General features: G+C 44.8%; 19 protein-coding genes. 14 read left to right on the forward strand and 5 right to left on the reverse strand.

What is annotated here, in order from left to right:
* The first annotated feature begins 195 nt into the window (after positions 1–195).
* The 8 genes from ACED25_RS04020 (at position 196) to ACED25_RS04055 (ending at position 8204) form a co-directional block, all read left to right on the forward strand.
* A complete protein-coding gene (locus tag ACED25_RS04020) occupies positions 196–1713 on the forward strand; it encodes a fumarate hydratase (RefSeq protein ID WP_029222862.1) in 1518 nt (505 codons plus the stop codon).
* Positions 1714–1877: 164 nt separating this feature from the next.
* Positions 1878–2063, forward strand: coding sequence for a hypothetical protein (locus ACED25_RS04025; protein WP_004734731.1), 186 nt, complete (start codon positions 1878–1880; stop codon positions 2061–2063).
* 229 nt (positions 2064–2292) lie between these two features.
* Positions 2293–3666, forward strand: a complete 1374-nt coding sequence (locus ACED25_RS04030; RefSeq protein WP_371694684.1) for a YcjX family protein — start codon at positions 2293–2295, stop codon at positions 3664–3666.
* A 14-nt stretch (positions 3667–3680) separates the two neighbouring features.
* Positions 3681–4733, forward strand: a complete 1053-nt coding sequence (locus ACED25_RS04035) for a YcjF family protein (protein ID WP_371694685.1) — start codon at positions 3681–3683, stop codon at positions 4731–4733.
* A 224-nt stretch (positions 4734–4957) separates the two neighbouring features.
* A complete protein-coding gene (tyrR, locus tag ACED25_RS04040; protein WP_108100109.1) occupies positions 4958–6502 on the forward strand; it encodes a transcriptional regulator TyrR in 1545 nt (514 codons plus the stop codon).
* An 18-nt stretch (positions 6503–6520) separates the two neighbouring features.
* Positions 6521–7108: a ribosomal protein S5-alanine N-acetyltransferase gene (gene rimJ / locus ACED25_RS04045; protein ID WP_371694686.1), complete on the forward strand. Its 588-nt coding sequence runs from the start codon at positions 6521–6523 to the stop codon at positions 7106–7108.
* A 140-nt stretch (positions 7109–7248) separates the two neighbouring features.
* Positions 7249–7722 carry a DUF2947 domain-containing protein gene (locus tag ACED25_RS04050; RefSeq protein WP_004734736.1) on the forward strand — a complete coding sequence of 158 codons (474 nt, stop codon included), beginning with the start codon at positions 7249–7251 and terminating at the stop codon, positions 7720–7722.
* Positions 7723–7988: 266 nt separating this feature from the next.
* Positions 7989–8204, forward strand: coding sequence for a hypothetical protein (locus ACED25_RS04055; RefSeq protein WP_009847023.1), 216 nt, complete (start codon positions 7989–7991; stop codon positions 8202–8204).
* Between the two features lie 172 nt (positions 8205–8376).
* On the opposite strand, the gene ACED25_RS04060 is transcribed toward ACED25_RS04055, so the two are convergent.
* The 3 genes from ACED25_RS04060 to ACED25_RS04070 all read right to left on the reverse strand — a co-directional run bounded on the left by ACED25_RS04060 (position 8377) and on the right by ACED25_RS04070 (position 13982).
* On the reverse strand, positions 8377–11217 hold the full coding sequence (locus ACED25_RS04060; protein WP_371694687.1) for an Hsp70 family protein: 2841 nt from the start codon (positions 11215–11217) through the stop codon (positions 8377–8379).
* Positions 11218–11355: 138 nt separating this feature from the next.
* On the reverse strand, positions 11356–13350 hold the full coding sequence (locus ACED25_RS04065) for an Hsp70 family protein (protein ID WP_371694688.1): 1995 nt from the start codon (positions 13348–13350) through the stop codon (positions 11356–11358).
* A complete protein-coding gene (locus ACED25_RS04070) occupies positions 13350–13982 on the reverse strand; it encodes a DUF2760 domain-containing protein (RefSeq protein ID WP_371694689.1) in 633 nt (210 codons plus the stop codon). The genes ACED25_RS04065 and ACED25_RS04070 overlap by 1 nt, the downstream gene beginning before the upstream one ends.
* Before the next feature lie 348 nt (positions 13983–14330).
* On the opposite strand from ACED25_RS04070, the gene ACED25_RS04075 reads away from it, so the two are divergent.
* The 6 genes from ACED25_RS04075 (at position 14331) to ACED25_RS04100 (ending at position 19493) form a co-directional block, all read left to right on the forward strand.
* Entirely contained in the window at positions 14331–15869 is a 1539-nt protein-coding gene (locus tag ACED25_RS04075) for a sensor domain-containing diguanylate cyclase (RefSeq protein ID WP_012604200.1), read from the forward strand.
* 87 nt (positions 15870–15956) lie between these two features.
* Positions 15957–16487 carry a 3'-5' exonuclease gene (locus tag ACED25_RS04080; RefSeq protein WP_009847018.1) on the forward strand — a complete coding sequence of 177 codons (531 nt, stop codon included), beginning with the start codon at positions 15957–15959 and terminating at the stop codon, positions 16485–16487.
* Between the two features lie 369 nt (positions 16488–16856).
* Positions 16857–17213 (forward strand): antibiotic biosynthesis monooxygenase, encoded by a 357-nt coding sequence (locus ACED25_RS04085; protein WP_012604199.1) that lies wholly within the window; start codon positions 16857–16859, stop codon positions 17211–17213.
* 15 nt (positions 17214–17228) lie between these two features.
* Positions 17229–17924, forward strand: coding sequence for a hypothetical protein (locus ACED25_RS04090; RefSeq protein WP_017102684.1), 696 nt, complete (start codon positions 17229–17231; stop codon positions 17922–17924).
* 283 nt (positions 17925–18207) lie between these two features.
* Complete coding sequence (locus tag ACED25_RS04095) at positions 18208–19050, forward strand: winged helix-turn-helix domain-containing protein (RefSeq protein ID WP_017096749.1); 843 nt, start codon at positions 18208–18210, stop codon at positions 19048–19050.
* A 5-nt stretch (positions 19051–19055) separates the two neighbouring features.
* Positions 19056–19493 carry a hypothetical protein gene (locus ACED25_RS04100; RefSeq protein ID WP_029222865.1) on the forward strand — a complete coding sequence of 146 codons (438 nt, stop codon included), beginning with the start codon at positions 19056–19058 and terminating at the stop codon, positions 19491–19493.
* A 33-nt stretch (positions 19494–19526) separates the two neighbouring features.
* Here the strand turns inward: ACED25_RS04100 and ACED25_RS04105 are convergent, their stop codons facing one another.
* Together ACED25_RS04105 and ACED25_RS04110 are read right to left on the reverse strand one after the other, a co-directional pair.
* Positions 19527–19976 carry a TerB family tellurite resistance protein gene (locus ACED25_RS04105; protein WP_009847013.1) on the reverse strand — a complete coding sequence of 150 codons (450 nt, stop codon included), beginning with the start codon at positions 19974–19976 and terminating at the stop codon, positions 19527–19529.
* Between the two features lie 112 nt (positions 19977–20088).
* On the reverse strand, positions 20089–22134 hold the full coding sequence (locus tag ACED25_RS04110) for an alkaline phosphatase family protein (RefSeq protein WP_371694690.1): 2046 nt from the start codon (positions 22132–22134) through the stop codon (positions 20089–20091).
* Positions 22135–22138 lie beyond the last annotated feature (4 nt).

The raw sequence follows: 22138 nt of genomic DNA on the forward strand, positions 1-22138 counted from the left end.
ATCATAAATTGAAAATAAAATGGGTTCTTGATTAGAACGGTGCAAACTACATGGTTTAGTTTACAGCTATGCAAGCGATTGCTAAAGCAACTAAATACAGCTCAACACAATAAAAAGCTAAACCATCTAATCCGATTCGGCACACATAGCCAAACGATGAACCCACATGGAACCAGAACAATAAAGAGGCATGCAATGACGGTTATTCGTAAGCAAGATGTGATCAGCAGTGTCGCTGACGCACTTCAGTACATTTCTTATTATCACCCTTTAGACTTTGTCCAAGCCCTAGAAAAAGCGTACGAGAAGGAAGAGAGCCAAGCAGCTAAAGATGCTATTGCTCAGATTCTTATCAACTCGCGTATGTCTGCGGAAGGCCATCGTCCAATTTGTCAGGATACGGGTATTGTTACTTGTTTCGTGAACATCGGTATGGATGTTAGGTGGGAAACGGATCAAACAGTACAACAGATGGTTGATGAAGGCGTTCGTCAAGCTTACAACAATCCAGATAACCCATTGCGTGCATCTGTCCTAATGGACCCTGCAGGTAAGCGTATTAATACCAAAGACAACACACCAGCGGTTGTTCACATTAATATGGTTCCAGGCAACAAAGTTGAAATTCAAATCGCGGCAAAAGGCGGCGGTTCTGAGAACAAAACCAAGATGGTTATGCTGAACCCTTCTGATGATATTGCAGAGTGGGTAGAGAAGACGCTACCAACAATGGGTGCAGGCTGGTGTCCACCGGGCATGCTAGGCATAGGCATTGGTGGTACGGCTGAGAAAGCCGCGGTACTCGCTAAAGAATCTCTGATGGAACACATCGATATCCAAGAGCTTATCGACAAAGGCCCAGAGAACGCAGAAGAAGAGCTTCGTTTAGATATCTTCAACCGTGTAAACAAACTGGGCATTGGCGCACAAGGTCTTGGCGGTCTAACGACTGTGGTTGACGTGAAAATCAAAACAGCACCAACGCACGCAGCCTCTAAGCCTGTTTGCTTGATCCCGAACTGTGCGGCAACGCGTCACGTACACTTCACTCTAGACGGCAGCGGCCCTGCAGAGCTAACACCACCTAAGTTAGAAGAGTGGCCAGATATAACTTGGGAAGCAGGCGCAAATACACGCCGTGTTAACCTTGATGAAATTACTAAAGAAGACGTTCAAGATTGGAAGACCGGCGAAACGGTTCTTCTATCAGGAAAGATCTTAACGGGTCGTGATGCAGCGCACAAGCGTATTCAAGGCATGCTTGAAAGTGGTGAAGGTTTACCAGAAGGCGTCGACCTGAAAGGTAAGTTCATTTACTACGTTGGCCCTGTTGATGCTGTGGGTGATGAAGCGGTAGGTCCTGCTGGCCCGACAACGTCTACTCGTATGGATAAGTTCACCGACATGATGCTAGAAGAAACTGGCATTATGGGCATGATTGGTAAAGCAGAACGTGGCCCTGCGACCGTTGAATCAATCAAACAACATAAGTCAGTTTACCTAATGGCTGTTGGCGGCGCCGCTTATCTTGTTGCAAAAGCAATTAAGAAAGCACGTGTGGTTGCGTTTGAAGATCTCGGTATGGAAGCGATCTACGAGTTTGAAGTTGAAGATATGCCGGTAACGGTTGCGGTTGACTCTAATGGCGTGAACGCGCACCAGATCGGCCCTGACACGTGGAAAGTGAAAATTGCTGAAGCTGAAAAAGCATAATTAACCGACGCCAAAAAATTGTAATTGTCGCTAACTTCAGCGTTTGAATTGCAAATCTTGACAGAAAGTTGAAGACAAAAGTGCAGCATTATTTGCACTTTTGTCTTATTATCAATGATATAGTGATAAACACATAGTTTGATATAAGAACATAGGAGAGAGGAATGCCTCGTTTTATTCAGATCCTACAGATTATCTTGGCAGTGGTGATTGGTGCTTTTGTTGGTTACGACCTGATCTTGAAAGGGATCAGTATCTTTGATAATAAATACGTGACGATTACTTGTGCACTTTGGCTAATCGCAGAGATTGCACTGTTTGTTATCTACAAGTTGATTGAAGACGATTAAGAGTCGGATATCGCAGAAAAATTCTAAAGCCCCTGATTATGAATGTAGTCAGGGGCTTTTATTCATCTAGCATTAAGAATGGGTATTGCATACTCACCACTATTAGTAAAAGAACAAGAAAAAGAAAAAGAAAAAGCAAAAGCATACAAACAACCCTAATAGGGAAAGAACATAGGCTAGCCTATCTATTATCATAACCGACTGGCCTAATTATCACGGAGTCGTTCAAATGAAACACCTAACTCAAGAAATGAGTGACTTTATAAGCAGAGGAACGGATTCTCACATTCGAGTAGCGGTCACGGGGCTTTCTCGTGCGGGTAAGACAGCATTCATTACTTCGCTGGTTAATCAGCTTCTTCATACGTCTACCCACAAAAATCTGCCTCTACTTGCATCGGCGAGAGATGGCAGAATTATTGGCGCAAAGCGCATCCCGCAACAAAACATGATGATCCCACGTTTCTCTTATGATGAAGCGATGGAGTCGTTGAATGCACAACCACCAGAATGGCCAGTGCCAACGCGAGATGTTAGTGAGATTCGTCTAGCCATCAAATATAAGCCTGCAAAGGGCGCGAAAAAGCTGCTGAGTAAAAACAGCACGCTTTATCTAGATATTGTTGATTATCCAGGTGAATGGCTGCTTGATTTGCCGTTACTGGATATGGACTTTGATACTTGGAGCCAATCTCAGTTTGCCGCGTTGAAAGGCGACAGAGAAACCTATTCGCAACAGTGGAACGCCATGCGTGGTGATATCGATTTGCTAGCAGAAGCAGAAGAAAAGAAACTGGTCGCGATTGCCGATAGTTACACTCAGTACCTTCATACTTGTAAAAGTAACGGACTGCATTGGGTTCAACCGGGTCGATTCGTATTACCCGGTGAGCTTGAAGGCGCGCCTGTACTGCAATTCTTCCCGTGTATCGCGCCTGAAGGTAAGTTTTCAAAAACAAGTAATTACGCGGTACTGAAAGCGCGTTATGAAGAGTATCAACAGAAGGTCGTGAAAGCGTTCTACAAGAATCACTTTGCTACGTTCGACAGACAAATCGTGCTGGTGGATTGCTTACAGCCGCTCAATGCGGGCTATGACTCTTTCATGGATATGCGTGGCGCATTAGAGCAGCTACTAAAAAGCTTTAAGTATGGTCGAAGCAATATATTAAGACGCTTATTCGCGCCGAAGATCGACAAGATATTATTCGCCGCAACCAAGGCCGATCACGTGACACCGGATCAACACCCGAACTTGGTATCGCTGTTACAACAGATGGTGCATCCGGCTTGGCAACAGGCGGCGTTTGAACACATCGACATGAGTTGCATGAGCATCGCGTCTATTCAAGCGACCAGCGCGGGTTATATCTCGTCGGGCTCAGACAATGTTCCGGCGTTGCAAGGTGTGACTTTAGATAATGTCCCTCAAACCATGTATCCGGGAGAGGTGCCGCGTAAGTTGCCCAATAAACAGTATTGGGAAACCAACCAGTTTGATTTCACGAGCTTTAGGCCGATGGAGCAACATTCCGATGAGCCTTGCCAACATCTAAGAGTCGACAAGGTTTTAGAGTATCTCATTGGCGACAAGTTGAAGTAATTGAGGCAATCAAAATGAGTGAATTAAAAACAAAGCAGGTCTTTAATGAACCGTTGAAGACCTCTTTTGATGAGCAAGACAAGAGCGAAGTTGGCCCGGATTTAGGCGCTCAACAACTGTTCACAGAGCAAGAGAAATTTGTCCCTGTCGCACCGCAAGTGGAAGCCGAACTTGATGGTGAAGCTGAGCAGCAATTGGAACAAGTGATTCGACCGAGCAAAAAGAAGAAGTGGTTTGGAACGGGTTTATTGGTCGCTTTCTCTGGTCTAGTTGGATGGCAGGCAATTGATTCGGTGATTACCGCGATTCAAACGGCTGACTGGCTTGCGTTAGGTTGGGCTGGCTTTATTGCTGCCATTGCTTCATTGGGTTTAGGCGCAATAGGCAAAGAGCTGTGGAAACTGCGCTCACTTAAAGATCACTTTAGTGTGCAAGAGCAGAGTGAAGAACTACTCCAAAGCCAAAGTGTCGGTAAGGGCAAAGCGTTCTGTGAAAACATTGCCAAGCAGGGCGGTATTATCGCTGAATCACCCGCTTATGATAAGTGGCGAAACAGCATTAACCCAGCGCACAGCGATGCTGAAGTGTTGGATATGTACGATGCGTTGGTCGTGAGTCAGCAAGATAAGGTAGCTACTCAGATCGTCACTAAGTTCTCTACCGAATCCGCGGCTTTGGTTGCTGTGAGCCCATTGGCGGCTGCCGATATGTTGCTGGTGGCGTGGCGCAATTTCACCATGATAGACAAGCTTGCTGATGTGTATGGCATTGAGCTTGGCTACTGGTCTCGTATTAAGCTATTTAAACTGGTGTTAATCAACATGGCAGCTGCGGGTGCCAGTGAACTCGCGATAGACGCGAGTATGGACCTCGTCTCGATGGATCTTGCAGGCAAGGTTTCAGCTCGAGCAGGGCAGGGGCTCGGTGTCGGTATTCTCACTGCGAGACTGGGTTTAAAAGCCATGACATTGCTGCGTCCTATGCCTTGGCATAATGAGCGAAAAGTAAAAATATCAGATCTTCGCAAAGCCGTCCTTTCTGAAATAAAGCGCATTACGCTTAAATAGAGTGAGTTGCTTATCAATAAAGCGCATCACGCTTAAACAAAGCGAGCTACTTAGCAACAAAGCGAGCTACTAACCAATAAAGCGAGTTACTTAGCTATAAAGTGTATGACATTGAGTCGTTTGCGAGTGAAGAGTAAACATATGTTTACTCTTCTTCTTGACTGAACTCAGAGCTTAATCCACACTACTGTCAACTTATCCTGACACCTATAATAGGACTATTTGTGCGTCTTGAAGTATTGTGTGAAGACAGACTCGGCTTAACGCGTGAGTTGCTCGATATCTTGGCCTCAAAAAGCATTGATTTAAGAGGAATCGAAATTGATGTTAAAGGCATTATTTACTTAAACTGCCCTGATATTAATTTTGATGCTTTTAGTGAACTTATGGCTGAAATTCGCCGAATTTCAGGTGTGAAGGATGTACGTAAAATCCAATTTATGCCAAGCGAAAGGCATAACACAGAGTTGATTGCTCTGCTGGCAAACCTACCTGACCCTGTGATAGCGATTGACCTTAAAGGCTCAATCGATATGGCAAACCACGCTGCATTGAACCTCTTTAACAAGCAAGAAGACGAAGTGATCGGTGAGCCGCTAGCGACGTTCGTTCCTAGCTTTAACTTCTCTCGTTGGATTGAAGGCGATGTAACGCGCCATCGTGAAGTTGTGGTGTTAGATGGTTTAGATTTCTCTATTGAGATCCTGCCGATTTACCTTGGTGGTGATGTGAACGAAGCGGTACTGGCTAGCGCGGTAATGACAATTCGTTCTTGCAACCAAGAGATGAACACGCCAGACGCAATCCCTGAACAGAATAACCTAGGTTTTGAACACTTTGTTGGTGTCTCTAATCGCCATAAAGCCTTGATCAGCCAAGCTAAGAAACTGGCTATGCTGGATCAACCTCTGCTTATTGAAGGGGATACAGGCACGGGTAAAGAGATGCTGGCTAAAGCGTGTCATAACCGTTCGAACCGAGCGTCATTCCCATTCTTGATTCTAAGCTGTGCATCGATGCCTGATGATGTAGCGGAAACGGAATTGTTTGGTCATGCACCGGGTTCATTTAACCATGAACAAGGTCATAAAGGCATTTTCGAACAAGCGAATGGCGGTACCGTATTTTTAGATGAAATTGGCGAGATGAGCCCGCATCTACAAATCAAACTGCTGCGTTTCCTACAAGATGGTTCATTCCGTCGTGTTGGTGAAGAAGAAGAGATGCACGCGGATGTTCGTATTATCGCATCAACGCGCCATCGTCTATCCGAATTAGCCGACTCGGGCTCGTTCCGTGAAGATCTGTTCTACCGCTTGAACGTGCTGACTTTATCGATTCCTGCTTTGCGTGAACGTTCAAACGATGTTGCCCCATTACTGGAGCTATTCGTTGCAAAGTACGCACAGCAATTAGGCATGTTGAAACCAAAGCTGACTCAAGAACTAATCGACCAATTAGGTAACTACCAATGGCCGGGCAACATTCGTCAGTTAGACAATATGGTTCTACGTGCTCTAACAGAGTTGGATTCAGATACGTTAACGGTTGAGCAATTCCACCTGCCACAGCTTGAAACCATGACTGCTGGAATGGCGAACTTGAGCTTAGACGGCTCGCTGGATGAGATCATGAAAGACTATGAATCTCAGATTCTAGAGAAGCTCTACCAGTCTTTCCCATCAAGCCGTAAGCTTGCAAAACGTTTGAATGTATCTCACACCTCAATTGCGAATAAGCTTCGTGATTACGGTATTAGAAAGAACTGATCGAATAAGAACAAGATTATGGAAGATTTGAGTACACCGGAGCGCATTTATAAGCGTGACGGTAACCTGATTCTGAGAACGGCTGAAATCGACGACGCAGCGATGATCAGTGAGTACTTTCAGGTTAACAGAGAGTACCTGAAACCTTGGGAACCGATTCGCGAAGACGCGTTCTTTGATAGAGCGAGTTGGGCGCAGCGACTGATCAAGTTAAATGAGTTGCATAAAATGGGGCTAGGCTACTACTGTTTATTGATTAACGCTGACTCTAACGAGATGCTAGGTACAATATCGTTCAGTAATTTGTCTCGTTTCCCGTTCTACGCCTGTAATGTCGGTTATTCATTGAGTCAAAGTGCACAGGGCCACGGTTACATGCGCAGAGGCTTGAGCATGGCAAAAGACTACATGTTTGATGTGCAGAACATGCACCGCTTAATGGCGGGCTACATGCCTCACAATGAACGCAGTGCGGGTGTATTGGAACATCTTGGCTTTATTCGAGAAGGCTTTGCCAAAGATTACTTACAGATTAACGGTAAATGGGAAGACCATATACTGACTGCGTTAGTTAACCCTAACTGGGAAGACAAACGCAATGTCTAGACTAAATAGTATCTAGGCGTAAGAGCAAGTAACGAATTTAAAGGCAGCGAATATCAAGCGATCTCTAATCGCCGCTGTATCAAAAAGAACATATAGGCATGGTAGAACCATCAGCCTGAGAAGATATTTGAGGAATTTTGATGTCATACACAACTTTGGACGAATACCAAAGAAAATGGATTTTCACTCACCAGTCAATGCCGCTGCCAGCAGAGGATTTGGAAAAGATTAAACCAATGACACAGGCGAGAGCATCTCAGTTTTGGAAAGAGAACGTGAGCCCTCAAAGCCCTGATGCGGAAAGACTAAGTTCGCAAGATTGGCCAAGCAAAGCGTCTAACTGGAATGAAGAGATCAGCTGGATGGCAAATTGGGAAGCCGATGAGCCTGAAATGCCAGAAGAAATCCTTAACTTCATTGATTGGCAAGATGACGTAACTGTTTATTTTTGCTACGAAAAATACAATGTTCTTGAAACCAAATGGTCGGTTTTCAAGAAGCATTGGAAAAACTTTTTGTTCTACGATGATGGCCCTATCTTACTAGGTCGCCGTCGTTCAGAAGCCCTTTGGTTTGCTACAAATGGTACGGTTAAAATTGGTAACCGTGCTTAAGTTGGTTTGATTTAATCGTGCGAGTGTTGGCGATCCGATCAACAGATAGACAGACAAGAAGCGAGCATTAAGCTCGCTTTTTTTATACCTGATGATCTTTGAAGATCATGGGGAATACCCACTGTCTGAGCTCAATTGAAAATGAGCGCTTCCACTTTTTTAAAGTGGGTAAATTTCGAAATTGAGATCGCTATCTCATTGGCTTAGTTGAAGTTTTGTGGGGTTGAGCTATCTTTATATTACTGCCTTAGTGGAGGTGAAGTATTATGATTTGGGATACTCTCGAACGTGTAAATAAACTTCGCAAGGAAGCAATGGAAGATCCAGAGTTTTTGGATTCAGCAAAAATGCATGAGGAATGGCTTTTAAGCGAAACTCATAATCAATTGAACCAAGGAGCTAAAGAGAAGAAACCGAAAAAGTTATCTGATATTTATGAAAATACGGATTTTCCTATCAACCCAACAGGTACGAAACATTAACAATGATGAACTGCAATACGGCTAAGGCTCTTAACCAAGATGCGATAAGTCGACTAAACATACCAGCCTTAAGCCACCAATAAAAAAGCCACTTTCAACGAATCGAAAGTGGCTTTTTCTTTTCTCGTTAGCTTCTTTACTCATTAACAACTAAAGCTAATCGTTTTTAAACCTAGTTATTAATCAGGCTTAACCCGCTTGGTAATGCATCACCAAACACGCGTTTAGACTCGCTCTCAGAAAGTTCAGTGACTTCACTCACTAGCGTTAGCCATGAATCAGGTACCTTGCTTTGCTTTAATTTATCAAGAACTTGAGCACGGTAGTCATCAGAGATATCGAACTGTCGGTCACCTGTCTTGCGGCAAATCATCACTGCCGCGAAAGCAATCATTTGCTCTTTCTGCCAATTTTGGTCAAGCAGCTTTGGTAACCACTGTTCTGCTTGCTCTCTTGGAATGACGCTGTGTTGGCTTCCGTATAAAGGTGTACGAGACGCTAAGCGACCCAGAGCCCACCAGTGAGCCTGTTCGAACTGATTATGGTTAATTGCTTTGCTCAAGAACCATGTAGCCAATAGAACTTTATCTTCCACCTCGAGTTGCTCAAGGGACGCTGCCAATCTCACCATGGCTTCATAGCCATTGTCTTGCGCATCTTTCGCTGTCTTAGGGTTCTTCATTGCACCTGGGTGAAGGTACTTCGCGATATCAGCCAAGATGGTTTCTTGCTGTTCTTGATTCAGGCCACCCGCAACACGACGCCAGAATACCCACCAGTCCGTCCAACCTTGGTGGTTCTGGAACTGAATGTTTTGTTGATAAAGGCCCCAAATTTGTTCGATACGCCATGAGTCAGTCGGATCGCCAAAGCCTGGACGCAGCGAGTAACCCGCCAAACGCAGCCAGTTCTTCTCGTGTGCTTCTGAACGACGACGGCGTTTACGACCTAATGAAAAGGTATCAAACAGATGGCGAAGGGTGGTAAAGTCCCATTCATCACGTTTACCTAGTCGCTTTTCAAGATCTTTGGCTAGCGTTTTGATCTCTTTAGATTCCGCACTTTTCTTGTTGCCGCTATACAGGCGAGAAATCAACTCCTTACATTCGTCTAGTCTTGGATGAAGTTTAGAGTTATCGGATTCATCGCTTTGCTTGTTTCTGACTTCGAACTCAAGCAACCAACGCTTAGTGTCATCTTCCGTACTCACACATTCCATTTTCAATGTGCCGACTTCGGTTAACTGACAAGCAAGCAACACTTCAACACGCTCTTTTTGGTTGGCCTGAAGCTCTGCAGTGCCTGATCCTTCCAGCGTAGAAATATACGGTGGAAGAGGGGAGAACAAGTCAGCATCCACATTGACCATCACACCGTTTTGAATGGTAGTGTCATGAGCAATTTGATCGTGTGTTGAAGTCAGTAGATTGAAACGTACCGGCTCACCCAAAGTCAGTGAGAAACGACGGCTGTTCAAACGTATTTCTTGGCCTTCTTCAGTCCCTTTAGCAAGCAGACAAAGTGCTTTACCCATCTTGTTCTTCTCTTGTAGATGCAAGAAGTAAGAACGAGCGGCACCGCCACCGATTTTCAGTTGTGCACCACGGCGTGCTTTACCAAAAGCTACTGCACCAAGGGCTACAGACCAATCTGGATGAGGGTTATCGAGCACTGTAATCGGAGAACCGTTCCAATTGCCCAGTAGCTGAGTAATTCGCTCTGTTACCAGCTCACTGTTGAACACACCACCGTTGAGTAGTACACCAACAGGAATCGCCGGTTTTGTGTCATCAAATTCGATTGTTCCAGATTTCTCTAGTGCCGCCTTTGATACTTGCTGGTGTGTCGCTAGGAATTCGGCAACGTGCTTACTTACAGCAGGATCTGCTGCGTAGGGTAGACCGAACTCTACAACCGCGCTACGTCGTTTGTCGGGTACTTCCGTAAACTCTGAAAGCGGGAAGAAACCTTCTAGTGCAATCTGATGAACTTCTTGTTTGGTTAAACCAATACTCTTCGTTCCGCCAAGCAGTTTTGAACCGCTGCCCAGCATGGTGATCTTCACATCGTCTGGCGCATTAGCAGAAAGCAGGCTCTCTTTTGCGGCGCGAGTTTGTTGAATAAGCTTGGTTAGGCTCGAAGCATTCAATTTTTTGTTTTGATTGAAGCGCTGCTCTGCAAGGTGGGCAAGAGCTAAATCGAGGTTATCACCCCCGAGCATCAAGTGTTCGCCAACGCCGATACGGTCGAGTGCGAGCTCTTGATTGCCACCGTTATCCGATTTGAAGCTAGCTTCGATCAAACTTAAATCGGTTGTACCGCCACCAACATCACACACTAGAATCAGCGGGATCTGTTGAAGTTCATCTGCAGCGGTTTGTTGGTGGCGTGCATACCAGTCATAACAAACGGCTTGAGGTTCTTCGAGCAATAGAATCTTACCTAAGCCAGCCAGAGCAGCGGCTTCGAGTGTCAGCTTACGTGCTGTCTCATCGAATGAAGCAGGAACGGTGACTACAACGTCTTGGTCTTCAAGCTTATTGCTTGGATTACGGTAGTTCCATGCTTGGCGGATGTGGTTGAGGTAGCTTGCACTTGCGACAACAGGAGACACCTTATCGACGTCAGTTGCGCCTGCCCAAGGAAGAATGTCGGAGTTACGATCAACCGCTTGGTGAGATAGCCAGCTCTTTGCACTGGATACTTGGCGGCCTTCGACTTTTGCGCCCAGTTCGCGAGCCCATTCACCAACGATGACATTTTGAATATCGCCTTCAACTAAGCTCGGTTCCCAAGGCATAGTGAGATCGGAAGGCGAGATCTGACCTTGTGCGGGATGATAACGAAATGATGGAAGTAGCGGCTTGCGAACCACTTCACCGGGGCCGATGAGTTGGTCAATATCGAAAAGAGAAACGGGAGCATGTTGTAGGTCGTCGTTGATTTCACAGTAGGCAACCACAGTGTTGGTTGTGCCTAAGTCAATGCCGACTAAAAAACGAGGAGATGCCATACAAAACCTTATTCTGCCAAAGTGATGACCAGTTAATGGATAGTCTTGGTCTTATTATTGTCTTTGGAATGTTTTTAATACAGGGCTAGGGAATCGCATTGATAAAGTAACGGCACCCGCTAAGGTGCCGTTGATTCATTATGCTTCTACGTTTGAGTCGTTATTCGAGTCTTCACGAACGTCGAACTCAACATGCCATTTCTGACCATTGTCAGTGGCTATCGCTTCTAGGTATAACGTGCCTAATTCAGTTACACGAGACGCCAAAGTCACCGGAACCACTTCACCTTCGCGACGGCCTTCAGAAACAGGCAGTGTCACTTGGATTTCAGGAAGCTCATCTAGATCTTCTGGAGCCCAGTGATCAAGGTGCGTACCCGCTTCATCTTCACGACGTGTTGTTGAACCGAAGAATTGGAAGTGAACAGGCTGACCAATCACTAGACCGAACTCTTGGCTAGGAACTAGAACGCTTGAGCCTTCTTCCATGCCAAATGGTGCAACACACAATGCTTCCATTGGAGGCGCCATACCTGGAATTGCTGGCATCGCGCTTTCAATTCCAACGTAGTAAGAAGATGCGATACCACCACGGATACGAACGCCTTGGCCACGACGAACTGCGCCGTAGTAAGAAGCGCCACTTGCAACTGCTAGGTCTAAGTCTAAGCCTGAAAGCTGTTTAGCGAATTCTGCGTCTGCATTAATTAGCCATTCATTGATCGTGTCTGAAAGACGATCAGCAAGTAGGTTAGATTTTAGAACACCACCATTGAACAGTACCGCTGTTGGCTTGATGAAGTCTGCTGCTGGCGCTTCTGACCCTTGCGCTTCTGTACCGGGCATACCCGGCATGTTTGCAAATGGGTTGAAATCTTGTTGAGCGGCTTCACTATTTCCAGAAAGCGCATTGGCTTGCTTAGAAAGGAATGCAGCAATGTGACGAGTAATTCCTGCGTCTTGAGCGTAAGGCAGACCCATTTGAGTCAGTGCACCACGTGTTTTTTGTACCGGGTGATCCGTTACAGCGACTTGTGGGAAGAAGCCGTCAACCAATGTTTGTTGTACTTCTTGCTGAGTCAGTTCTGTTTTCAGTGTTGCGCCAAGTAGCTTAGAGCCACGGCTTGGAACAACGATCGGCACAGATTGGAGTTCAGCATCGTTTAGCAGTGCTTCTTTCGCATCACGACATGCATGAGTCATCGCTTGAACCTGCCAAGGAGCCAGTTCTTTGCCTTCTTGAGCCAGTTTCATTTTCAGACGGTAAGCGAGCGCTAAGTCCATGTTGTCGCCGCCAAGTAGGATGTGCTCACCTACTGCAATACGGTTCAGACTTAGGTTGCCTTCATCTTGTGTTACTTCAACCAACGAAAGGTCGGTTGTACCACCACCGATATCAACAACAAGAACGATGTCGCCAACGTTCACTTCATCACGCCATGTGTCGTTACTGTTATCGATCCAGCTGTAAAGAGCCGCTTGTGGCTCCTCAAGAAGTGTCAGGTGAGTGAAACCAACATTACGCGCAGCTTCAGCTGTTAGGTCACGAGCTGCAGGATCAAACGAAGCTGGAACGGTGATTGTTACGTCTTGGTCTGCCAGTTTGTATTCTGGGTTAGCGTGGTTCCAAGCGTCTTTAAGATGCTCTAGGTACAATTCAGTTGTCTTAAGCGGAGATACTTTTTCAACTTCTTCAGGGCTACCTGCAGGAAGGAACGCATCACGACGGTTTACACCACCGTGGCATAGCCAAGATTTAGCACTTGCGACCAAGCGGATAGGGGTTTTTGAACCTAGGTTACGCGCAATCGCACCAACTAGGGCTTTAGGTTCAGAAGACCAAGGAAGAACGCGAGAGCCCGCATTCATTTCATGTTCGTGCGGCTGGTATAGGAACGAGCCAAGTTGGCTGCGAGTTTCTACTGTACCAGGTGCCGTCAATTGAGGGATTGGCATCACCTCTACACGAGCATCTTCATTGCTTGTGTCGATGTAAGACAAAACGCAGTGTGTAGTACCTAAATCGATACCGACACTGAACTTAGGCGCTTGCTGTTGCTCTTGAGAAGATAGCTCTTGTGAATGCGTCTGTGCAGATGACTCGTGTGATGATGGCTGAGTTTGGTGTTCCATTATAGCTCCACCTCTGCCAGTGCAATCACAGATGCATCGTAGTTCTCAGCAAGCTTAGGCAGGTTCATGTCAGTTGCTTTCCAACCTTTGTGAACCAATGTGCCATTGAACGGTGCATTGCCCGTTACGTTGCCTGTTAGGCGAATTTCTTGAGGGTTGAAACCTTCAGCGATAGTGATGCGCGTTTCTTCATCTTCAGTACGGATGTGAGAAAGCGTCACGTAATCGGCTAACACTTTTTTACCGCCAGTGTGAATTACACGTGCTGCTGCGCCAACTTCTTCGTCAGAGAATGACGTTAGGTCTTCTTTTAGGAAGTCAATTAAACGAGCTTCTTGCTGCATGATAGACAGTAGCTGCATTGCAGAATCTGTTGGTGCTGTTGCCAGCTTAGATTCAACTTCTACGATTTTTTCGATTACACGTTCAACTTCAACAACTTTCTCTACTTCGACAATTTTCTCAACTGGCTTTTCAACTTCAACGATCTTTTCTACTGGCTTTTCTACGACTTTCTCAACCACTTGGGTTTTACGAGAAACGGCAATAAGCAGTAGTAAAACGCTTGATGCAGTTAGGCCTGCGTGAAGCATATCAAACGTTTGTGGGATTAGGTTCAAATCAACGATCATAGTGATTTCTCTTTAAAATTGATTTAACGGTATATTCGTCGGTTTAAAGGAATATACAGATTGGAAAGAAACTCGGTAGCACGAGACTGAAACGGTCGCTTTCAAGCTATAAATATGGGTGGATACTAGCATATTCAAGGCTTAAGAGGTGTATTTAATGTTTTCAAACAAGTGGCTTTTTAGTGTGTTAGCTTGAAATTTAGTCGAGATTTGTCTGGTTATTGGTCATGGGGGTCAGTAAAATTTACAAAATGCCCGTTTAATGTGACATTTAGGACTAAACATGAATGGAGCATTATTTCCGTCCGTTATATACTTTTCATTCAATAGAGCCTATTTGGAACCCGCATGCCCCAAACTACTGACCCACTAACAGGGTTGAAGAGACAAACTCTCCCGTTGGTCGTATTTTCGGTCAGTTTTTTGATTACTGTTTTGTGCTTTGTATTAGTCATGCTTAATCAAAAGCGTGCGCTGAATATGAATTTGGATAGTTTTGCTACTCACCAGACATTGAGCTTGGAAGCCTTTATAGATAATGATGTTGCATATATTGGGTCTGGTGCTAATTTTTTCTACGCAAATGACCCTGAAAATTGGGATAAGTTTGATCGCTTTGCTAAGCAAACCATAGATGATTCAAAGAGTTTAATTGCCTTGCAGTGGATGCAAAAAGTGCCCGCAGACGAGATAGCTGAGCACACGGCGAAAATGAAAGAAAAGTACCCATTCTTTAAGCTGTATACCATTCCTAAGAACCAAGCAAAAACCTATGGCTACATTTTGGATGGTCAGCCAGCTTTCGTTGCTAGCGATATTTTCCCCAACACAGAACCAAACAACAAAGTTCTTGGCTTTTACTCTTCTAGAGAGCGATTTGATCTCGTTCTAGATAATATCAAACAGACACGTAAGGCGAATATTTCAGACAAAGTTCGCTTGATACAAGATGGGCTAGATAAAGACACAAAAAAGAGTGGCATGTTGGTGTATCACCCTGTCTTTGAGGGAGAGAGTGACAACTTACTCGGCGTTGTAATTGGTGTGGTTCGCACCACATACTATTTTGAGAACTTGCTGGCTTCGACGGTTGGGGATATGAATGTTTATGTCCGCGTTAGTGATGTCGGTTTTGAAGCCGAAGATGCACCTGTCTTGTTCGAAACGAAAGGTTATGAGGGTGTGACTGGACAACATATCACCAAGAAAATCACACTCACTAACCGTGAATGGGTTGTCGACTTCAAGATAGACTCATGCATTTCGTTTAATGGTTACCTGGTGTTGGCCGGGATTGCCCTCGTGGGCACGACTATTTCACTGTTGCTTTCTTATATCGTTAAACTGCAAGTCCAAGAAAAAGTACGCCTGTATAAAATGATTGATGAAAGAACGGAAGAACTCCGTTTTCTTGCCAATCATGACAGCCTCACAGAGATTTATAATCGACGAGCCTTTAATAAGGTGCTCGATAAAGCAATACAAGGTGACAAGCCGTTTAGCTTGATTGGATTTGATGTCGATAAATTTAAAGGGATTAATGATCAATTTGGCCACCCGGCTGGTGATGCCTTACTGGTTCATGTAATTCAGTTGATTTCAGGCAGTTTGAAAGAGGGCGATCATGTCTTCCGTATGGGAGGAGATGAGTTTGGTATCATTTCGAGCGTCATTGAACACGACGCACTGGCTCGTTATTTAGAATGCATTTTAGATACGGTGAGCGAGTCTCACTGTGAGCATAAAGGTCAACTATTGAGTTGTACTCTAAGTATCGGTGCTACCATCCGCAGTAAAGAAGACATCGAAGAACTCCTTCAAAAAACCGATAGTATGCTTTACCTAAGTAAGTCAAATGGCCGAAATCGCGTTACAATTGCAGGCTAAATGAGCACTTGATGCAACTAGGGTCGAGTTCTGTATTGGGCTCATGTACAATTTGACAAAATTTTTGACGAGAGAATTAGGCGACGTATGAATCACAATCGAGTGGTATGTTTCGATTTGGAAATGTGCTGTTGGAGCGAAGACGGTGTGGGAACAACAGGCGAGATCATTGAAGTTGGTCTTGCTGAAATTGATCTAGCATCTGGCACTATCGTCAAGCGAGCACAATACTACGTTAAGCCAGAGAAAGATGAAGTCTCTCTGTTCTGCGCCGAGTTAACCGGTATTACACCCCGTAAAATCGAAAAGCAGGGGCGCCCATTAGAATCGGTTATCAAGTCGATGATTAAAAACTTCGGTGGTCCGAAAAAAATCTATGCAGCGTGGGGACGTGATGACCTTATCTTACACAAAGAGTGTATAGAGAAAGGCATTGAGCCTCCGTTCAGCGAGTTCTTGAATATCGCCACGCTTTATCGAGTTCAGAATCGATTGAAAGAAAAACGTATTGGTCACCGTGCTGCTCAAGAAGCGAAAAACATTGAGTGGGAAGGTCGTCAGCACTCTGGTTATGTTGACGCTTATAACTTGGCAAAGCTTGCGCTGACTATGTTGTAATCGTTTGTATTTCAGAGAGGCGCTTGGTTAAATACTGAAAGGTTAAACACTTAAAGTTAGCCTGAATCTTGTGAGTTATTAAAATGAAGAGCCACCTACTTATTAGGTGGTTTTTTTGTGCCTGTTATTTGAGGGTAATGACGATCCAAATTGAGGGCAATGACTATTCACGTTAAGGGCAATGACTATCCCAAGAAACCTAATTTCAACAAGTGGTTTATCAATAGTGAATGGCTACATCGCTTATTTTACGAGTGAATAATATTGGTTTGAAATTTAGCTTTTTAATTAATATTAAATCGCAGGTCTCGACCTTGATTGGGTAGGGCTAGGTGGTAGCGTTAGCTCACCCAAAACAAGGAGAATAGGATGAAGAACATTATTAAGTATGGATTGGCACTGGGGGCGCTAAGCGTAAGTGCGTTGGTTTCGGCACAACCCGTTGTATTGATAAATACCTTTTCAGTCGAGCCGGCCCATGAGGCCGCTACATTAACGTATTGGGAAAATGCGCGAGACGTATTGATGAAGCAACCCGGATACCTATCGACCAAACTGCACCGCTCTTTAAGCTCGGACGCGACATACCGCTTTATCAATGTCGCTGAATGGGAGAGTAAGAAGCAATTCCATGATGCAATACAAGTGATGAGAAAAGAGCTACCACCTTTAAAAATCGAAGGGGTTTCTGCTGACCCTAACTTGTATGAAATTATTCGCGACTAATCAGGAAACCACATAATGAAAACAACTCTAGGAACCTTTTTAGCTATTTTTAGCTTTCTACTTTCAGCGACTCTTTTTTCAACCCATGCCCATGCTGCGGCATACGGTGTGTCAGTCGCTTGGAAAACCGACGATGCTCAAGCGGTATTTGAGGCGATGCCTCATCAGAAAAAAGCATTTGCTAACTTAATTGACGCGGGCTTGGTACACGATATGTTCGTATCGGAAAGCTTTATCGGAGACAAGAAATTTCCGATGATTAAGTTTGTGATTGAAGCGGACAGTGAACAGCACGTTCGAGAGTTGATTGGTAACCTACCATTCCAATTTAAAGAGCTTGTCGAGGTGACTGAAATCAGAGACATCGGTAATAAGTGGTTAAACACTGACGTCGCTTTCAAAAACTACGCAGTCGAACTCGCTTGGACAGAGCCTGAGAATCAATTCATTGTCGATGAGATTATCAGCCAAGATTTACAAATGGTTGTCGATTGGAGCGCTCAAGGCGTGATTACTTCTGCTTACTTAAAACATCAAGAAATAGCTCAAGAGAAGCCAAACCAAAAAGCGATGATCAGACCCATTTACTCAATGGCAATATTGGCTAAAAACGAAGAACAAGCTCGCGGAGTTGCCAGTCAGTTGAATGCAGTAAAGTTAGGCTTCGCTGAAGTTATGATCAGTGAACTTGGATTCAAACTGGAACTATAATTTCGCTAGAACAGAATTGTGACCTCGTTTTCAGATTGCGTAACGACGAGGTCTTAATATAGGACCATGACAAGTTTAGAGTTAAACTTGGCTATGTTCATAGGTGAGTGAGTTTTCGTGACTGGCTCACCTTGTTGTTATTTTATCTTGTTACTTGCTGAGCTTATATTTGGCTTAATTATTGACTAAACTTATTACTCTTCTTTTCCATGTATGGTTTGCTATTAATTCGACCAAATAAACACCTTTTTGATGACCTTTTATTTATGAACGCCTCGCCGAAATGAACGCCAATAGCCCTGATAAGATCACCTTAGACGCTTCGGGTATCGAATTGAATAACAATACTCTCATTAATTCGAGCTCTAACAAGCAGGTCACCTTGTCTTCATCCGAAAGTTTGATCCTTGAACATTTGGTGATGAATAGCCCGAAAGCGATTGGCCGAGACTTCCTTCTTGAACATTGCTGGCCTGGGCGGGTGGTGACAGGAAGCTCGCTAAACGTAGCGATAAAGAACATTCGTACAGCGTTGAATGAACTGAACTGTGAGTGCAAAATTTTAACGGTTCAGAAGCAAGGGTACAGTTTTAGCAGACCTCAACAGCTTGGTGGTTATCTATCAACACCCATTTCTGCTATTCAAACTCAAGTAGCTCAAGTTAATGTTCCTAATGAAACCGTTGAGCTAGAGGTTTTTAATACTGACAGTGATCGCAGTGATCGCAGTGATGACAGTAAAAGCGAGTCTGTATTACCCCAACAACGGGAACTTCATAAACAGCGAAGGGTTAAGAGTTTTCTCACTCGTCACCAATCTCGTATCGTAGGGATGGTCGTCAGCGCGCTTCTTCTCGTGCTGTTTTATCAGTTCGTTTTTTTTATGGATAAAACGAGCTATCGTGGCATGGATGTTTATCACGACAGTTTGAATTTTGATCAAGAATTATTAACCGAACTCAATACCGTCTCAGAACTCGGTGTTGATTCGCTTTATCTGCATCGCATCGGAGTTGGGTGCCAGAATATCCAAGCCGTCGCATTGATAAACGGGCGCTGGAAAGAGATGAGTCACCAGTTTAAATCTTTGTCTTGCGATGACGATAATGACGATGAGCGAGGGTGAGTGATATGAATCGTAAGTTTTGGATGCCTATCTTACTCACGTTTTTTGTGATTCTAAATGTAGGCTTAATTTCTGGGCTCGCAACCAAAAGTACTTATAAATTTTCCGCAGAATACCCGATGGTAGGCTGGGAAAAAATATCACTTCGATTGGAAAATGGTCGAGTCAAAATGCAGTACATTGGTTACGATATCGATGGGAATATCGCTCAAACTAAGCAGATGTTTGGCGTGTTCTTGCGCTGGGGGAATCATTACTACTTTTATCAATTGGATCAAGATCAGGCCCAAGATAAGCAGACATTCAATATCAAGCACTTATACATTCAACAAACACAAGGCAAGCGCAGTGTGTTGGTATCAAATCAGCGCGGCCTTTATGTCACTAAGAAGGGCACGCCGCTAGAGCTCAAAGGCATCATGCATGGCGACCGTTTACGTTGATCCAGTCACTTAACGTGAGTATCGAGCCTTTGGTTAGCTTTTACCGATGACGTTCAGCTTAGTTTTGATAAAGTCACTGTGGTCAACGTAGAGCAGTTCTGCGGTTTTACGGATCACTGAATCTTCAAGTGGGTCAATCTCTCCATCCGCATGCGCGACTTCCCACATAGCTTTGATTAATTCTATGCGAACCGGCTGCGAAAGCTCTCGCAGTTGAGAAGTGAAATCGTACAGAGAAACAGATTGTTCAACTTGAGGCTCAGCTTGTGTTAATAAAGCTTTTGATTCTTCTTCGGTTATGTTCAGTAAACGCTGAAGTAAGTGCAGTTTGGCTTGTTGCTCTGATTCGTTGATCGCGTGGTCTGCACCAGCGACTTCGCATAACAAGCTGGCGATGGCTAAGTTAGGTGAGGCAGTGGGCGTTTTGCCTAAATCAGAGCCGTCAACTAATTGTTTAAATAACGAGGTAAGTGAGTTAAACATAAGAGCATTCCAGTTATGGTGAATATTATTACTATTGGGCCTACGGAGTGTGATCGCAAGCGTCTTTACTTAAAACTGACATTACGAAGAGGTCAGCAATAAGGAACACGCCCTAGTAAGGTTCAGGAAAGCGGGTGGTTTTACCGTCACCGCTAAGTGTTGTGATCGACTGTGGTTTACCATCCTCATCTAGCCTTAATTCACCAATCGCACTTCGGTTTGAAAGGCGATAGAAGGTTTGATTGTCTGGGCTTCGCTTCTCGATCTTTAAGCGCTTTCGCTTGGTGAAATAGTTCAAAACTGAGCGAGGACTGTATAACAGGCGGTCCCACACATCACAGAATTTAAGCAGCGGCGCTGGGAATTGATTTTTAATGCCACTACAGGTGATTTGATAAATGTTCGGGCTATTTCGGCGGTATCTAAGCTTGATATCGTAAGCAAAGGAGTAGTGAACATCGCCCGAAAGCACCACGAAATTGGTCGGTGTTTTGGTATGGGTAAAGATACTGATCAGCGTATTGGCACTGCCCGGATGTGCCATCCAGTTTTCAGCGTCAATCACCAATGGCTTACCAATTGTAGTCGCCATCTTTTGCAATGTTTCAATAAACTTCACGCCAAACATCGGTGCAGCTGAAACGATCACGACTTTATCTTGATGCATCAATTGATGTTGAAATTCAATCAAGGCCTCCCAGTCCATCAAACCTGAAGGTTTATTCATACGAGATTCCGAACGCCAGCGACGGGTTCGGGTATCCAACACAATGACTTTGGGTGAAGTATCTATTGTGTAATGCCACTCCTCAAAGCGACTCAACATCTCAATGAAGGCTCGATGCTTGTTTGGCTCGATGTCGCTAACAGAGTGAGTAGTCGCGGCATCGCCGGTTTCACTGTTCGTTTGTTTAAGGTTGTCCGTTTGTTCAACGTCATGCGTTTGTTTAAGAACGCGCGCTTGATCGACAAAAAGCTGTTTTGCTTGCTCGATGAATGTCTCGTCGAAGCTCTCCGGTTTATTACCCCAGCCCTGACACATCCAGTAGGCCGCAAGGCCGTTACCAATGACTTGAGTTGCGAACTGGTTTTGGTCTACGGCATGTTCCCAACCCACGGTAAGGTTCCAATCATCGGTCACATCGTGATCATCAAAGATCATGTACGTAGGGATATGTGCGAACAGACGTTGTACTTGCGGTAAGCCAGCAATGAAATCAGCCATGATGACGCTTTCATCACGCCACTGTTGCTGCTCAGTCGGTGTTAATTGGCGTCCACCTTGAGTGAAGTTATTCTCAATTAAGCGCTCTCGATTGACACACTGCCACAGTGTCGGCGACCAAACTAACAGGTACATCGCGATAAACTCAGACAGCGTGACCAAGTGGTTTTCACAATCGGTAGAGCTAAAAATCGGTACGCCACGATTCGGGAAGAACTTATCGAGCATGGATTCTGAAGTGGTGTGGTGTGGCAAGTACTGATCACGTTGATATAAGTGATATTCGCTCTCAAATAAGGCGTCACTGCTGTTGATTCGGTTAACTTGCGAGTCAGTCGGTAAGCTCTCTCCCACTAGGCCAAGCAATTGAATCACTTGCTGAATAGCATCAAGTGTTGGACCTGCCACATGGTCAGCGTAGATCTGATCGCCGCTCATCATCAGCATATCGGGTCTTTCAGCGACGGTTTGATCGGCCATCTTGTTATCTGCTGCGACGAGGCTGTCTTTGCTTGGATGATGTGGATTACGGCAAGAGCCATGAAGAATGTAATCAGCCGAGGTAGATATCTTAAACTCAACGCGAGATTTACCGTTGTAAACAAGGTGAGGTGCGAGCTCTTTTAATGAGCCTGACTCTGTGTGAACGTCATACTCTAGAGGTGTATTCGTCGGGAACTCACCTTGTAAGCGGATGAGCGTTACCCACGCATGTGTACCGATTTGAATCGAATCATGATCTTCAAGCGATGAGGTATAAAACGGCTGGTCTTGTGCTGCTTCAGAATCGTCTATTTCTTGAGTATGAAGTTCGGCTCTGCCTGTCAGAGGCGAGCTGGTGGCTAACCAAAGTACGACTTCAGTTGCAGTCGTTTTTCTTAAAATGGGTCCGGCGAGTAACAGGGGAAGAGATGATGTCGTAGAGGGTTTCAATACG

The sequence above is a fragment of the Vibrio sp. 1F263 genome, assembly GCF_041439035.1.
Lineage (GTDB): Bacteria > Pseudomonadota > Gammaproteobacteria > Enterobacterales > Vibrionaceae > Vibrio > Vibrio tasmaniensis_A.